General features: G+C 36.5%; 15 protein-coding genes. 3 read left to right on the forward strand and 12 right to left on the reverse strand.

Going from position 1 to position 13,459, the window contains the following annotated elements; genetic code table 11:
- Positions 1-175: 175 nt before the first annotated feature.
- Together B4B65_RS07445 and B4B65_RS07450 are read right to left on the reverse strand one after the other, a co-directional pair.
- Positions 176-745, reverse strand: a complete 570-nt coding sequence (locus B4B65_RS07445) for a hypothetical protein (RefSeq protein WP_201680301.1) — start codon at positions 743-745, stop codon at positions 176-178.
- Between the two features lie 119 nt (positions 746-864).
- Positions 865-1,710 carry an AraC family transcriptional regulator gene (locus B4B65_RS07450; protein WP_293914750.1) on the reverse strand — a complete coding sequence of 282 codons (846 nt, stop codon included), beginning with the start codon at positions 1,708-1,710 and terminating at the stop codon, positions 865-867.
- A gap of 142 nt (positions 1,711-1,852) precedes the next feature.
- Here B4B65_RS07450 and B4B65_RS07455 point away from each other — a divergent pair, with 142 nt between their 5' ends.
- Positions 1,853-2,776: a phytanoyl-CoA dioxygenase family protein gene (locus B4B65_RS07455; protein ID WP_293914752.1), complete on the forward strand. Its 924-nt coding sequence runs from the start codon at positions 1,853-1,855 to the stop codon at positions 2,774-2,776.
- 54 nt (positions 2,777-2,830) lie between these two features.
- On the opposite strand, the gene B4B65_RS07460 is transcribed toward B4B65_RS07455, so the two are convergent.
- From B4B65_RS07460 to B4B65_RS07500, 9 genes are all read right to left on the reverse strand, one after another.
- On the reverse strand, positions 2,831-4,171 hold the full coding sequence (locus B4B65_RS07460; RefSeq protein ID WP_293914754.1) for a TolC family protein: 1,341 nt from the start codon (positions 4,169-4,171) through the stop codon (positions 2,831-2,833).
- A complete protein-coding gene (locus tag B4B65_RS07465; protein ID WP_201680297.1) occupies positions 4,171-5,478 on the reverse strand; it encodes an HlyD family secretion protein in 1,308 nt (435 codons plus the stop codon). The genes B4B65_RS07460 and B4B65_RS07465 overlap by 1 nt, the downstream gene beginning before the upstream one ends.
- The gene (locus B4B65_RS07470; protein ID WP_293914757.1) at positions 5,468-7,669 is read right to left on the reverse strand and encodes a peptidase domain-containing ABC transporter; all 2,202 of its coding nucleotides are present in this window, start codon (positions 7,667-7,669) and stop codon (positions 5,468-5,470) included. The genes B4B65_RS07465 and B4B65_RS07470 overlap by 11 nt, the downstream gene beginning before the upstream one ends.
- Before the next feature lie 2 nt (positions 7,670-7,671).
- The gene (gene gwsS / locus B4B65_RS07475) at positions 7,672-8,757 is read right to left on the reverse strand and encodes a grasp-with-spasm system SPASM domain peptide maturase (RefSeq protein ID WP_293914759.1); all 1,086 of its coding nucleotides are present in this window, start codon (positions 8,755-8,757) and stop codon (positions 7,672-7,674) included.
- Positions 8,754-8,951: a hypothetical protein gene (locus B4B65_RS07480; protein WP_293914761.1), complete on the reverse strand. Its 198-nt coding sequence runs from the start codon at positions 8,949-8,951 to the stop codon at positions 8,754-8,756. The genes gwsS and B4B65_RS07480 overlap by 4 nt, the downstream gene beginning before the upstream one ends.
- 1 nt (position 8,952) lies before the next feature.
- Positions 8,953-9,855 (reverse strand): grasp-with-spasm system ATP-grasp peptide maturase, encoded by a 903-nt coding sequence (gene gwsG, locus B4B65_RS07485; protein ID WP_293914763.1) that lies wholly within the window; start codon positions 9,853-9,855, stop codon positions 8,953-8,955.
- 101 nt (positions 9,856-9,956) lie between these two features.
- Positions 9,957-10,184, reverse strand: coding sequence for a TIGR04139 family peptide modification target (locus B4B65_RS07490; protein ID WP_201680293.1), 228 nt, complete (start codon positions 10,182-10,184; stop codon positions 9,957-9,959).
- 18 nt (positions 10,185-10,202) lie between these two features.
- The gene (locus tag B4B65_RS07495; protein ID WP_293914766.1) at positions 10,203-10,406 is read right to left on the reverse strand and encodes a TIGR04139 family peptide modification target; all 204 of its coding nucleotides are present in this window, start codon (positions 10,404-10,406) and stop codon (positions 10,203-10,205) included.
- A 60-nt stretch (positions 10,407-10,466) separates the two neighbouring features.
- Positions 10,467-10,742, reverse strand: a complete 276-nt coding sequence (locus B4B65_RS07500) for a TIGR04139 family peptide modification target (protein ID WP_349681231.1) — start codon at positions 10,740-10,742, stop codon at positions 10,467-10,469.
- Positions 10,743-11,053: 311 nt separating this feature from the next.
- On the opposite strand from B4B65_RS07500, the gene B4B65_RS07505 reads away from it, so the two are divergent.
- Positions 11,054-11,539 carry a hypothetical protein gene (locus tag B4B65_RS07505; RefSeq protein WP_293914768.1) on the forward strand — a complete coding sequence of 162 codons (486 nt, stop codon included), beginning with the start codon at positions 11,054-11,056 and terminating at the stop codon, positions 11,537-11,539.
- Between the two features lie 5 nt (positions 11,540-11,544).
- Here the strand turns inward: B4B65_RS07505 and B4B65_RS07510 are convergent, their stop codons facing one another.
- On the reverse strand, positions 11,545-12,438 hold the full coding sequence (locus B4B65_RS07510) for a helix-turn-helix domain-containing protein (RefSeq protein ID WP_293914770.1): 894 nt from the start codon (positions 12,436-12,438) through the stop codon (positions 11,545-11,547).
- Between the two features lie 286 nt (positions 12,439-12,724).
- Here B4B65_RS07510 and B4B65_RS07515 point away from each other — a divergent pair, with 286 nt between their 5' ends.
- Complete coding sequence (locus tag B4B65_RS07515; protein WP_293914772.1) at positions 12,725-13,450, forward strand: DUF3667 domain-containing protein; 726 nt, start codon at positions 12,725-12,727, stop codon at positions 13,448-13,450.
- The last annotated feature ends 9 nt before the right edge of the window (positions 13,451-13,459 follow it).

Genomic DNA, 13,459 nt, shown 5'->3' on the forward strand with positions numbered 1-13,459 from the left:
AACAAAATTAGTTTAAATGTGTCTGGAAAATTTATGCTTTAAATCGCCATACACATCGCTAACTCCACAATGCAAAGGTAGTATATTTACTACTGTTATGCAAGTGTCTGCTTTTGTTGTTTTAGTGGGTTTGGAAGGGCTAATTGGACAACTGATATTTAGCAATCTTCAGTTATTATTTCTTTTCAAACAATTCAATGCTTTTTTGTAGTGTTTTTTCGGTTTGAAGAATATCCAGGAGCAACATTTTTAAAGTCTGTTTTTTGTCTTTATCCGTATTGTTCAGGTTTGAATACAGGAAATTCATTAAAAATTCGGTTTTGTTATTCAATGTTCCTTTTAGTTCTTCAATATTTGAAAGGGATGTTATTTTATTGTAGTCAATTAAGTCAATTTTCGCACTGGAAACAGATTTCCATGCATTAATTTTGATTTGCGGCATGTAAATCCCTTTTGATTTCATAACAACATCTAATACTGAGGCATTTTTGTCGGAATAAAACTCTAAGGAATCAATTAACGATTCTTGTTTAGGAATAGTTGCTTTAATATCTTCTTTAGTTTCTTTCAGTTCATTATCTATAGTTGAAAATACCTGATTAATGTAGATTTTATCTTTTCGTTCGGAATTCCAATTGTCTATAAACAAAGCGATTAGAATACCTGCAATTACCGGAATGATTTCTTTAATAAATTGAATCGTATATGTTTTAAATTTTTCTTTTATAAGTTTGGATTTAGGCATAGCATTGGGGATAATTTTTATGAAGCGAAGATACAAAAAGTTGTGTCAATCCATACCTCCAGGTATATTTGGCTTTTTAATACATCGCTTAGATTTTCTGATCTTTACAACGTACTTATTCATTTTGACAGATACTTTTTTTTAAAGGAAGAAGGAGTTTCACCGATAAGTTTTTTGAATATTTTGTTGAAATAGGATATGCTTTCATATCCCACTCTATAACACACCTCGGCTATGGTTTCTTCCTGCAATAACAAGGTTTTAGCCAGATTGATGCGGTAGTGATTTACAAAATCTGTGAATGTCATGTCCGTTTGTCTTCTGAAATATCTGCAAAAAGATGATGGATTCAAGTGTACTAATCCGGCGATTTCGTTTACATCAGGCTGCTTATTATAGTTGGTGCTGACATAATCATAGATTGTCCCCATACGCACTTTATCATTCAGAAACCATTTTACCCGGGTATTCTCTTTATTCAATACTTCCACTTCTTTTGAATTGGCCAGCATTTGGAGAATCTCGATTATTCCCAAAAGAGATTTAAAGGAGTCCGTATTGTCAATACCTTTAAGTCTTCTGGCTACCTCAGCCTTGGTGTCTCCATGAAAGGCAAGTCCTAGGTAAGAACGTTCCAGCATTTGTGTGATTTTTTCAAATTCCGGAACTGACTTTATGAGCACGTCAGGAAAGTCATCTCTGAATTGAACTACTGTCTGTTCATACTCCGTCTTAATCGCATAATCAAAATTCAGGTGAGGCACATTTGAACCGATCAACACCAGATCACTGTCCATAAAGTCAGAAATATGCTTCCCGACATGTCGGATACCGTTTATTGCTTCTACATATACCAGTTCTATTTCAGCATGATAATGCCACATAAAATAGCCTCTAAAACTAGGTGTAAACAATTTGAACGAACGACCAGACTCAAACTTTACTTCTTCTTTTTGAATCTTCATGGCGCTTTATTTATTATATATTTTCTAAAAATAATGAATAATGGTCAATACAGAGCAATAAATGGCAAATATCGATAAAGAAACAGGGCTTATATCTCTTCATCTTTGGTATATGTTTAATCGCTTATAAAATTTACAAATGATGGAAAAGAAAGTTCTGTCCAACCCATCGGTTGGAAAAACAAGTGAAATCAGGTTAAATGACCGCAAAGATGGAGCACCACTTCGCATATTGTCAGAAGAGGACTGGAGCTTCTGGTCTCACAATGGGTATATTGTTATTAAAAATGCTATCCCAAAAAGTCAGGCAAAAAGACTTGCAGATTACCTTTGGGAGTATGAAAACAAAGCTCCTGATGATCCGGAGACATGGTACAGAGCGAGTGCACAGATAGAAATGTCCGAGCTCATCAATACAGGTATGGTAGAAATTTACAATCATCAGTATCTGTGGGATAATCGTCAGTTTCCAAAAGTTCATCAGGCTTTTGCGGATGTCTGGGGGACAGAAAAGCTGTGGACAACCATTGACAGAGCCAATCTGAACTTCCCTATTCGTCCGGGACACGAGTACAAAGGTTTTATCCATTGGGATTACGATCCTGAGACAGATCCTCAGAATGTACAGGGTGTACTTGCTCTTGCTGATCAGACAGACGAAAATATGGGTGGCTTTCAATGTATTCCGGAGCTATTTCGGGAATATGATACGTGGAAACTGACTCAACCTGACGACAGGGATTATTTCAGGCCGGATACTACAGGTTTTACAACGACGAAGATCAAGATGGAAGCTGGAGATCTGTTGATATTCCACAGCAGACAGCCGCATGGTATACGTCCTAATAACAGTAATAATAAGGTGCGTATAGCGCAGTATATTTCGATGATGCCTGCAGAAGAAAGCAATGAGAAGATGAGAGAATGGAGAATCCGTTCATGGAAGGAAAAAATCATTCCCCGTGGTTATGCCTTTCCGGGCGATCCGTTAGAGCGGGAGAAATCCCAACCTGTGGCAGAACTGACAGAACTTGGAAAAAAATTATTAGGGTTAGAAAAATGGTAAAAAAAATTATGTAAAGTTTCAGTAGTGCCTCATACCTGTGGCACTACTTTTTGTTTAAGGTTTTATTTCACCTGTACTCAGATACCGAACCATGATCTGCGTAAAAAGGGCATTGTACTTTGTCTGTATAAGCTCACTTTCTAAGGTGAGCAGATTTGATCGTGAGGTGCTCAGATCGTATATGCTGATTCTTCCTGCTTCATAACTTTTCAGACTTAACTCAAATGCTTTTCTGGTTACATCCAGTACATTTGCAGCTAATTTATATTGAGTTTGATAGTTATCCAGATCCAGTAACTTTTTCTCTAAATCCTGCTTGATCGTAAGTTGCTCTAATTCTAATTGCTTTGCATTTTCGGCCTGCTGTATCTTATTCTTTTGGACCGCTATTTTTACGGTGTTCTTATTGAATACAGGTATGTTAATCGTTAAACCTATCTGCTGAGAAAAATTATTCTGGAGCTGATTAAATAAGGGAAGTTTACCAAAGCCGGTAGACAGATTACTGAAATAAAAACTTCCCAGTGTCAGACTTGCATCTAAGGTCGGATACAGTTGCGCTTTTATAGCTTTTTGATCAAATTTCAGTGCTTCATTCAATAAGGCATATTTTTTCAATGCCGGATGTTGTTTCAAAAAGGATGCGTACAAAACTGCACTTTCATAATTCGACTCCTGTAAAGACGATAAAGCCAGAAGTTCTGTATTGATCTCAAAATTCTGATCCTGTTCCACCGCCATGATCTGTTTGAGTTCCAGTATTGCTTTATCTACAGCATAGTGTGCCCGTCTTTTCTTTTCGTTTTCACGCTCATAATTCGCTTTTGCTTCATATAATATCGTCAGTGAAGTAGCGCCAAGGTCGGTTGATTTCTGAACTTTCTCAAACTGTTGCTGAGCGAATGTCAAAGCTGTATCGACAGCTTTACAGATTTCTTTTTGTAACAATACATTCAGATAACCTTCGATAGTTTTGAGGGTTATTTCTCTTTTCAATAAGGCCAGATCCTGTCTGCTGGCTTCCATTTCTTTCTGTGATCTTTTAATGGAATTTTTCAGTTTACCATTATTCAGAATCGAATAGGATGAAGACAGGCCAAGGGTACTGTTAAAATTATCATTTCTCGCATTATTCCCGAAAATATCCTGTGATTGCCCAAAATTGCTGAACATATTTGTAAATCCGTTTAAATTAGGCAGTCTTTCATTTTTGTAAGTTTTTACATCCAGAGATTTGTTGTCAAGAGCTAACATTGCTTTATCTACAGCTATATTTTTTTCAAGAGCAATAGCAATACATTGATTTAAGTCAAGACGCTGTTGTGCAGACAGAATCTTGCCCGAGACTGACATAATCAAAAGTGTCAGCACTGTATATCGAAAAAATATAAACATTAGTTATCCTGGTATTTAAGTAAACTCCTTAATTGACTCAATATCCTTTCTGCAAGGGTCAACTCTTCTGTGACGATATCAGCTGTTCCACTTAATTCTTTGTCAAATGCAAGAGTTTTATCATAAGAGGTTTGTAATCCCTCAGGCAAACTTACCTCGACATAGTATTTACTGTCTTTATCCTGAACCATAGCGATAGACCTGATTTTCCCTTTTACTATTCCATATTCCTGATATTTATAGTTATCCAGCTTGATCAATACTTTCTGATTTATTTTTATCTTTCCCTGGTTCTGTGCACCTATATGCATTTGCCCTATTGTTACCTGTCTGTTATTCGGGAGTACACTTAGCAATGTAGTTCCGGCTTTTACAAACTGTTTTTCTCCTAAAAACTGCAGGTAGCTTAATGTTCCGTCTATAGAAGCATAGATCAGGTAATTTCTTTCCCATTGACGCAGGGATTTCTTTAGTTTTTCAAGCAACAGGATAGACGCAGATGAGTAGGATGTTTTCTCTTTAACAATATTCACATCTGCGCCGGATTTCAGTTTTCTGAAATTTAAAATGGTCTCTTCCAGCTGAGCGATGGAGATTTCTGTATTCTTGAAATTCTTCTGAGCTTCTAATAATTTTAATTTTTCGTTTTCAAGTTCCAGAGCAGATATTACGCCTTCGCGATGTAATGATTCAGAACGCTTGTAATTTTTTTCGGTCAACTGATATTTACTTGATTCCAATATATGTTGTTGCTTCAGATTTGCGATACGTTCTTTATAATCTGTAATCCCTTTTGTTGCAGTGACTTCTTCTGCAGCATAAGGTTGCAGGCTGTTGAACAATATTTCTTCTTCCAGCGCTTTGGCGAATGCATTGTAATCTTCCTGGACTTCTCCTAATCTGAAACCTGATACAAGATGTAACGGGAATTTGGAAAGGTGCTTTGTAGAAATGGAATCAAGAATTCCTTTCAATTGATGTATGTCTTTATCATCTGCCGATGATTCTAATACCATGAGTAAGTCTCCTTTCTTCACTGTTTGCTGATCCTTTGCTATCAGCTTTTCAATCCGTGAATCTATCCTGATTTCGATTTTCTCCGGTGGATTTTGGGAGGAGATAATGATAGGTGATGTAATAAATTCCGGATATTTAATGATACAGGCCAGTGAAAAGAATAAGACGATTATGCCTAGAATAACCATGCTTCCCCAACGAATAAGCCAATTTGGTGGTGTTTCCAATACCTCCTGAACCTGCTCTGACCGCAGATTGATATTTTCTAATATGTTGCCTTTAGTTTCCAAGTTCCAATTGATTTTTTACTAACCGATAATATTCTCCTTTTAAGGATACAAGCTGTTCATGATTGCCTTCCTCTACTACTTTACCTTTATCAAGTACGATTATTTTATCTGCATTTTTTACTGTAGATAACCGATGCGCTATAATAATAGCTGTACGCCCTTTCAGGAACTGATTCAGATTATCTGTTATTACCTTTTCAGTATTTGCATCCAGTGCAGATGTCGCTTCATCAAAAAACACATACTGAGGTGATTTATATACTGCCCGTGCTATTAACATCCGCTGACGCTGACCTCCGCTTACACCTAATCCTTCGTATCCTATTTTTGTATTGTAACTTAGAGGCAGGGATTCAATGAAATCTTTAATATGTGCGATTTCTACAGCATGCTTTAGCTTTTGCTTATCCACAGTAATATTTCCTATAGCAATATTATTTGCAATACTTTCATTGAAAATATAACCGTCCTGCATCACGACCCCACAGGAAGCACGCCACATGCTTGGTGCTATATGACGTATATCGGTATGACCTATCCTGATTTCACCTTCGTCTGCATCGTAAAATTTAGTTAAAAGCTTCATCAGCGTCGTTTTTCCCGATCCGCTGGCACCTACAATAGCGGTAGTTTTTTCATATGGAATCACGAGGTTTAACTGTTCGAATACAGCAGTAGTTGATCCTTTATATCGGAATGTCAGATTGGAAACGGAAATATCCTGCTCCGGAATCTCAGACACATAACTGTTGTCCACGAGTTCCTCATCTTCCTTGCCATGAATTTCATTCAGTCGCTCCAATGCAATTTTTGCATCCTGAGACTGTCTGATAAAGTTCATAAATTGGGTTAGCGGACTATTCAGCTGTCCGATGATGTATTGGACAGAAAGCATCATACCTAAAGTCAACGAGCCATCTACGACTAAGCTTGCCGCAACAAAACTGATGAATACATCTTTGAGTTGATTGATGATATTTCCACCGATTGTCTGTACCTGTTCAAGCTTTAGGGCCTTGATTTTAATACGGAAAACTTTTATCTGAATGCCTTCCCATTGCCAGCGTTTATTGGTTTCGGCATTATTCATTTTGATTTCCTGCATGCCGTTGATCAGCTCCATGACCTGACCTTGCTCTTCGGCTAACTGGGAGAACTGTTTATAGTCTAATTCTCTTCTTTTTTTCAAAAAGAATGCAATCCAGAAGAAATAAAGAATAGCACCAGCCACATAAATTAAAAAAAGCTTATAGCTGTATAAAAGCAGGACAATACCAAAAATCAAAAAGTTGATCAGTGAGAATACTGTCTGTAAGGAATTATTGGTGAGCAACTGTTCGACACGACCATGATCGGCTATCCGTTGCATAATATCTGCTGTCACCCGCGAATCGAAAAAACTAATAGGCAGGCGCATTAGTTTAATAAAGAAATCAGAGACAATGGATATGTTGATCCGGGAAGAAAGATGTAACAGAATCCATCCTCTGATAACTTCTATTCCCATTTGTCCGATATACAGCATAATCTGTGCAAACAGCACCAGATAGATGAAATTTAGGTCCTGATTCTGAATCCCTATATCAACTATACTCTGTGTCAGGAATGGAAATACCAAAGATAGCAGACTTCCTCCGATCAGTCCCAGAGCCAGTTGAATGATAAAGGATTTATACTTGAAAAAATAGTGTTTCAGATAGTTTGTAATCGAAAAAGATTTATCTGCAACATCCTGCTGTTGATCAAAGCGTGCTGTAGTTTCCAATAAGAGCACAATACCTTCTTCTGTAGTATCTGTCGCACCTCTGCCGATCCAGTGTTGCAAAAATTCTTCTTCTGAATAACTGATCAACCCGTAGCTTGGATCCGAAATATGTATGCGATAGCCCTGGCGATTTTTTTCGATCTTATAGACAACAACAAAATGTTGTTTCATCCAGAATACCACACAGGGCAGAGGAGCTTCTTCCACAAGAGCCTTAAAATCTATCTTTACAGAAAGAGTCTTAAATCCGATGGACTCAGCAGCTTTACTCAATCCCAAAAGACTTGAGCCTTCGCGGGTCGTCTCGGACAAATCGCGGAGCATCTGCAGCGATAAGATTTTTCCGTAATATTTACTGATAATACGGAGACAGGTTGGTCCACAATCTTTGGAATCGGGTTGTTTATAAAACGGAAATTTGGGCATGTCTATTTTTCAGCTAATTTTTCAAAACCATAATATGTTATTGCGATTTCCTTTAATGGATTTAATGACCATTCTGTCCATTCATTGCTGTAGGGGTCATATCCGCATTTCAAAGGTTTGGAGATATCCAAGCCAGATTCATTGTAATGTGAGCGTTCTGTAAAAGCCCTGCAATCGGTACATACATTTCTAAATTCGCAATCTCTACAAACTGTAATCTCATCTTTTGTCATGTTCCAGTATTGCTGAACAGCACCTTGCTGCAGCACTTCTTCTAAAGTCATTGTGTTTATATTACCGAAAGATTGAGGCATTACAGGGCAATTCCTGATATTACCATCTATATCAATTCCCAGTTTTTTGTGAAGGCAGGAATTATGGTTTATGGCTTCCAAAACCTTCGGCATATTTGTATTGAAATAGTCAACATTTACTTTTCCACAGGAATGGATCGATAGCGAATCTCTTTTAAAATCCAGGGTAAATCTGTAGCCTGTATTTTGCAGCACCGGAGTCTTCTCACATTGAAAAAATACCAGATGATAAATGCGCTGAGTCTGATTGTGAACATTCTCAAGAAAATCTGCATTGAGTTCAGGTGAATAGGCTGAATACAGCTTCAAGCCCTCCACTGCTGTATTGTCAAAAGCCTTTTCAAAATCGATCAGTTCCTGCGCAGACGCTGCACTTCTGCAAAAAATAACCAGATGACTGATCCTTAGGTTGGCGATAGACTGTATTAACGTTGCCGGTATTTCTAATTTTTCAACTTCTATAAACAGATTAGAGATCTGTTGATGATCGTGGTACTCATAAGAAAGAGGGAGGAAGTTTTTATCCCAGTCGCCTTCTGTTACAAAACCGTATTCCTTTTCCAATAAATAACCGATGTATTCCTCTACAATAGTTTTAGATTCGAGATCATAATTTTCAAGCACTGATTCGATAGAAGACGATTTTAATTCTTCTATAAGTTCGTGTAATTCTAAGGGATATAATTTGGAAATACTTCTTCCTAAATCAGAAATCAGTATACGGTTATATCCTTTAGTTATATAAATGTCACTGTACAAATTAAAGAATCTCATAGCAGTCTCGTCAATGGTTTGAATGGTTTTGTGCGTAATAAATAATCTGTTTGATACGATGAACATTTCAGATAATCCGATGAAGTTGAATCTGAATTCTCCGATCGTTTACTGCCAAAAAACTCCATGTATTCGAAGGTCAATGGCAATTTATTCTTCTCTTGCTTTATCAGGTCTTTTACTTTGTCTTCCATATTATAAGTATGCTGCTATTTCTTTTTCCAAACCATAGTTGCAGGTATTTGACATCCCTAAGAACTGACCAATGGCATTAATTTCCAGAAAGAAAAATTTATCCCCGGATTTGATAAAATCCAGAGAACCGCTGTTTAAGTCTAAGGATTGCATCAATACATTAATTTTGTGTTCTACTTCTGCCGGAAGTTTATATCGTACATTTCTATTGGGGGTCTGCGTATTGTATCTTCTATGATCTATTTGGGTCTTTTCATCGTTTTGTGAGATAATAGCTGTCGAGTAAATTTCTCCGTTTAAAAAGAAGCTTCTTACTTCAAAATCTTTTTCGATCTTCTCCTGAAAAAAAGAAATATAGAAATCTGATTCTTGCTTTTGCTCGATCAGCGATGTATACATGATTCCACTCTGGTTTTCCTGAATATCATCTATTATCGGTGTTCCGGAGATGGGCTTTACAATAGTCCGATTGAGGATAACATCTTGCATATCCTCCGCTAAAAAGTAGTCCGGTACATCCAATCCTGCTTCTTTTGCTTTTTCCAAAACCAACAGTTTGTTTACATGGCTGTTGCTTTGCTTGTTCAGGTGTTTCTTTCCTTCCAGAGTCTGGATTACATAATCCGTTAACCAATGTTGTACCTCAAACATGTAGCGATCTACAGCTTGATTATGATATTTTAGTTCATTAAATACCATACCTCCCCGTCTATACCATACCGCGCTTATTTCGTCCAGAAAAAATTGATTCCGCTGACTTTTTAAAACAATTCTTTTTTTAGAAGTATGGATTTCAAAAACCTCATCTTCATGAATGCGGATAAAGGGCTTATGTAATGCCTGAAGCCATTTTATGACCGTTGTGGTCGTGGTTTCATTGTTTTTTGAGATGATTAAAATCATACTTTTAAATGGTTTGGTATATTAAGGATTATGCTTTTTTAATGTAAGCTGCTTTTGCAAGCAGCCTACACTTAAAAAATGTGTGAAAAATGAGATCGGGTTTAATCAAAGTGAGGGAATCGTCCGTCTTTGATCCATACTCTTGATAAGTATGCACCGCCATTTCCATCATACACATCTACATCGTGGCAACCATGTGCATCTACGAAGTTTGATTGGATTTCATAGATACCCTGGTTCATCGACATGGCTAATCCACCGATGACATTCAAGTCGACTTTCTTCTCTTCTAAAGCAGAAAAGTCCTTCATTCCTGTTAACTTTTTCATTTCTTTAAAATTGAAGGATTAACAACCTGAACAATCGTAAAATCTTGCGCGCCATTTACCACCGTGGTAGTAGTCAACATCTCTACATCCGTTTTCATCCAGAAAATTAGACATGATATACTTAGGGCCTTCCAAACTACCTAATACTGCTGTAGAACTGTTCAAATCCAGTTTTTTGTTTTCTAATGAAGAGAAACTCTTCATTCCATTTAAATTTTTCATCTTTTAAAAATTTAGAGATTAGTGAATAATGTACACCCCATGTGTACATGTTAAGATTAATTAGTAATGAGAAATTTCACAGTTTGATGTATCCCATCCACGGCCCACAAACCGGCCACCAACGTACATGTCATAATCCCGCGCACCGTCAGCATTTAAGAAATTAGAAGTGACTTCGGAGAAACGTTCCTGAGCACGACCTCCGGCAACACCTTCCTGGTTTTCAACATCTAATTTTTTGTTTTCTAAAGAAGAGAAGCTCTTCATTCCATTTAATTTTTTCATTTTTTTAAAAAATTTAAAGATTAGTAAATGATGTGCACAACGTTTGCACATTTTAAAATTAGTCATTAAGTGAAAGGTCTTTTGGGACAATACATATTCGACTGGTACTGGTATATTTTTGCAGATTTCTGAGAAATATTCGTTTTCACCATATTTCATAGACTGTTACTTTTGGGAAGTCGCTATCATTGTCTGGTTTTATGAGGTATATTGAGCGAGTGATTCTCTGGACTTTCCTTCATTTGCAAAGTTTTGGAATCTATTAGTTGAGACTCTTTTACAGTGGGATTGCCCATAATCATTTTAATGCAATCAGGATTTTAATTGCCGAGTTTCATCTGAATCTTTTAATTTTAATAGGTATGAAAGATAAGGTAATGTATAATACAATACAGGAACATTGGCTTCTGTCTGAACTGGTAGGGATAGATTCAATAGTTTTTTCAGATGGAAGTATGAAGTTAATTGATATCTCCTGGAATGAAAACCCGGAAATAAGCAATACTTTCGGAAAGGAATACCATTATAATGTTTCAGGAATAACTTCCTTAAATGAAATCATTGAAAAATATGACAATGACATCTGGTCCGTTTGCCAGATCAATGATCAGATTACAATAGACAGCGCACATAATTTTGTTTGTGGCGAAGGGGAGATGGGAAATGAAGGTTTTATAGCCAAGTTGGATAGAGATGGAAATATAGTTTGGTCTCTCTACAGTACAACATCAAATCCTTTCTACAAATTTGAGTATTCCGACGGGCGGTTGCGGGCTGTTTCAACTTCTAATTTTGCAATAATAGTTGATACTTGCGGTGACGGGATGGCAATAGATAATTTTTTATGATTTGTTTAATTTAAGCTTCTGTATTCATTTGGCGTATACCCAACCCTTTGTTTAAATAATCTGCTGAAATGCTGAGGATATCTGAAGCCTAATTCATAAGCAATTTCACTGATGGTTTTATTGCTGTCGAATATTTTATCCTTCGCAATATCAATAATTTTATTCTGAATATATTCCTGAGCGGATTTTCCCGTTTCCTTTTTTATAAGGTCTCCAAAATAATTAGACGACAGATTCAGTTCGTCTGCAAAATATGCTACAGAAGGTAAGCCTACACTGTAAGGTTTTTCAGAAGCGAAATAACTGTTCAGCGATTCTTCAAATCTTTCTAGGACACCTTTATTTACATTATCTCTTGTAATAAATTGCCTGTCATAGAACCTTTCACAGTAATTCAAAAACAATTCAATATTGGAAACAATCAATTGTCTGGTATGCTTATCGATACTATGTTTCAGTTCGTATCGGATTTTTTCAAAACAATCAAGAATAATCTTTCGCTCCTGTTCAGACAGGTGCAAAGCTTCATTTACCGCATAGGAAAAAAAAGTATAGTCCCGTATATTTTTTCCAAGGGAGGTACCTAGAAGTAAGTCCGGATGAAATACCAGAGCTGTGCCCTGAGGTTGATAATAGGTATCTCCGTTTTCACCTATTACCTGACCGGGAGCCAAAAAGATCAAAGTACCTTCTTCGTAATCATAATTATTCAGACCATAACGCAGGTCTCCGCAATGTATTTTTTTAAAGAATACAGTATAGAAATCATATTGCAATCTTCTAAGCTGACGTGGCTCAGCTTTATCAAGATCAACAATACTTACCAACGGATGCAACGTCTCATTGTTATTGAATACGTTGTATTCATGGATGTTACGAAAATTAATGATATCTTCCATGGCTTTCATTTATCTATACAAAAGTATATTTTACAAGATAAGAATACCAATTGACAAACCCTTACAGGTAATATTGGTAGTACAATCCGTAATCTGTATACAATTTCATTGCAGATCATACCAGACCATTGTACTATCTGACGAAGAATATCATAGTAATCCTAAGCATTAAGAATTTTAGAAAAGCAGACAATTTTCTTTTGGTATTTCACATTTTTATTAGGACAATAATTAACTTTGCCTTGAAAAGAATTGAAATCATTATTAATGCTAAATCTAAAACTAAATGGCTGAAAACTGTAGTAATTGCAATGCGCTTATTGCCGGTAATTATTGTTCAGACTGTGGGCAAAAAGTGAAATTGGAACGGATAAACGGTCATTATATTAAACACGAAATTGAACACGTCTTACATTTTGAAAAGGGAATTCTTTATACGATAAAGGCATTACTGCTTCATCCCGGAGCAAGTGTTCGTGAATTCATCTCAGAAAACAGAAACAGACTTGTTAAGCCGATCATTTTTATTGTCGTCACTTCACTCATCTATTCGCTGACAGCCCATTTTTTTCATATTGAAGAAGGTTATATAAATATTGAGGAAGCGCAAAAGGCATCTGCTGTTAACTATCTAAATCAATGGGTACAGGGGCATTATGGTTATGCGAATTTAATTATGGGTATCTTCATAGCAGCATGGGTAAGATTGTTTTTCAGAAAACATGATGTCAATTTTTATGAGATAGTCATCCTTTTATGTTTTGTAATTGGGATCGAAATGTTATTGTGCGCACTATTTGCACTATTGGAAGGAACCACTCATCTGGCTCTTTTACCGATCGCTTCAGTGGTAGCGTTAATATATACCACATGGGGAATTGGTAACTTCTTTGATGGCAAAAAGGCTGTTAATTATGTGAAAGCTTTTTTTGCCTATGTTTTGGGTACGGTTTCATTTTCTGTGGCCATTCTTATTATCGGTACTGTAGTTGACTTATTACTAAAACATTAAATTGACAGA

Source organism: Sphingobacterium sp. UBA5789 (assembly GCF_002418355.1).
Classification (GTDB): Bacteria; Bacteroidota; Bacteroidia; order Sphingobacteriales; family Sphingobacteriaceae; genus Sphingobacterium.

Coding starts and splice junctions, on each gene's coding strand:
- B4B65_RS07445 (WP_201680301.1), bottom strand. CDS start 745: ATGCCTAAATCCAAACTTATAAAAGAAAAATTTAAAACATATACGATT.
- B4B65_RS07450 (WP_293914750.1), bottom strand. CDS start 1,710: ATGAAGATTCAAAAAGAAGAAGTAAAGTTTGAGTCTGGTCGTTCGTTC.
- B4B65_RS07455 (WP_293914752.1), top strand. CDS start 1,853: ATGGAAAAGAAAGTTCTGTCCAACCCATCGGTTGGAAAAACAAGTGAA.
- B4B65_RS07460 (WP_293914754.1), bottom strand. CDS start 4,171: ATGTTTATATTTTTTCGATATACAGTGCTGACACTTTTGATTATGTCA.
- B4B65_RS07470 (WP_293914757.1), bottom strand. CDS start 7,669: ATGCCCAAATTTCCGTTTTATAAACAACCCGATTCCAAAGATTGTGGA.
- gwsS (WP_293914759.1), bottom strand. CDS start 8,757: ATGAGATTCTTTAATTTGTACAGTGACATTTATATAACTAAAGGATAT.
- B4B65_RS07480 (WP_293914761.1), bottom strand. CDS start 8,951: ATGGAAGACAAAGTAAAAGACCTGATAAAGCAAGAGAAGAATAAATTG.
- gwsG (WP_293914763.1), bottom strand. CDS start 9,855: ATGATTTTAATCATCTCAAAAAACAATGAAACCACGACCACAACGGTC.
- B4B65_RS07490 (WP_201680293.1), bottom strand. CDS start 10,184: ATGAAAAAGTTAACAGGAATGAAGGACTTTTCTGCTTTAGAAGAGAAG.
- B4B65_RS07495 (WP_293914766.1), bottom strand. CDS start 10,406: ATGAAAAATTTAAATGGAATGAAGAGTTTCTCTTCATTAGAAAACAAA.
- B4B65_RS07500 (WP_349681231.1), bottom strand. CDS start 10,742: ATGTGCAAACGTTGTGCACATCATTTACTAATCTTTAAATTTTTTAAA.
- B4B65_RS07505 (WP_293914768.1), top strand. CDS start 11,054: ATGAAAGATAAGGTAATGTATAATACAATACAGGAACATTGGCTTCTG.
- B4B65_RS07510 (WP_293914770.1), bottom strand. CDS start 12,438: ATGGAAGATATCATTAATTTTCGTAACATCCATGAATACAACGTATTC.
- B4B65_RS07515 (WP_293914772.1), top strand. CDS start 12,725: ATGGCTGAAAACTGTAGTAATTGCAATGCGCTTATTGCCGGTAATTAT.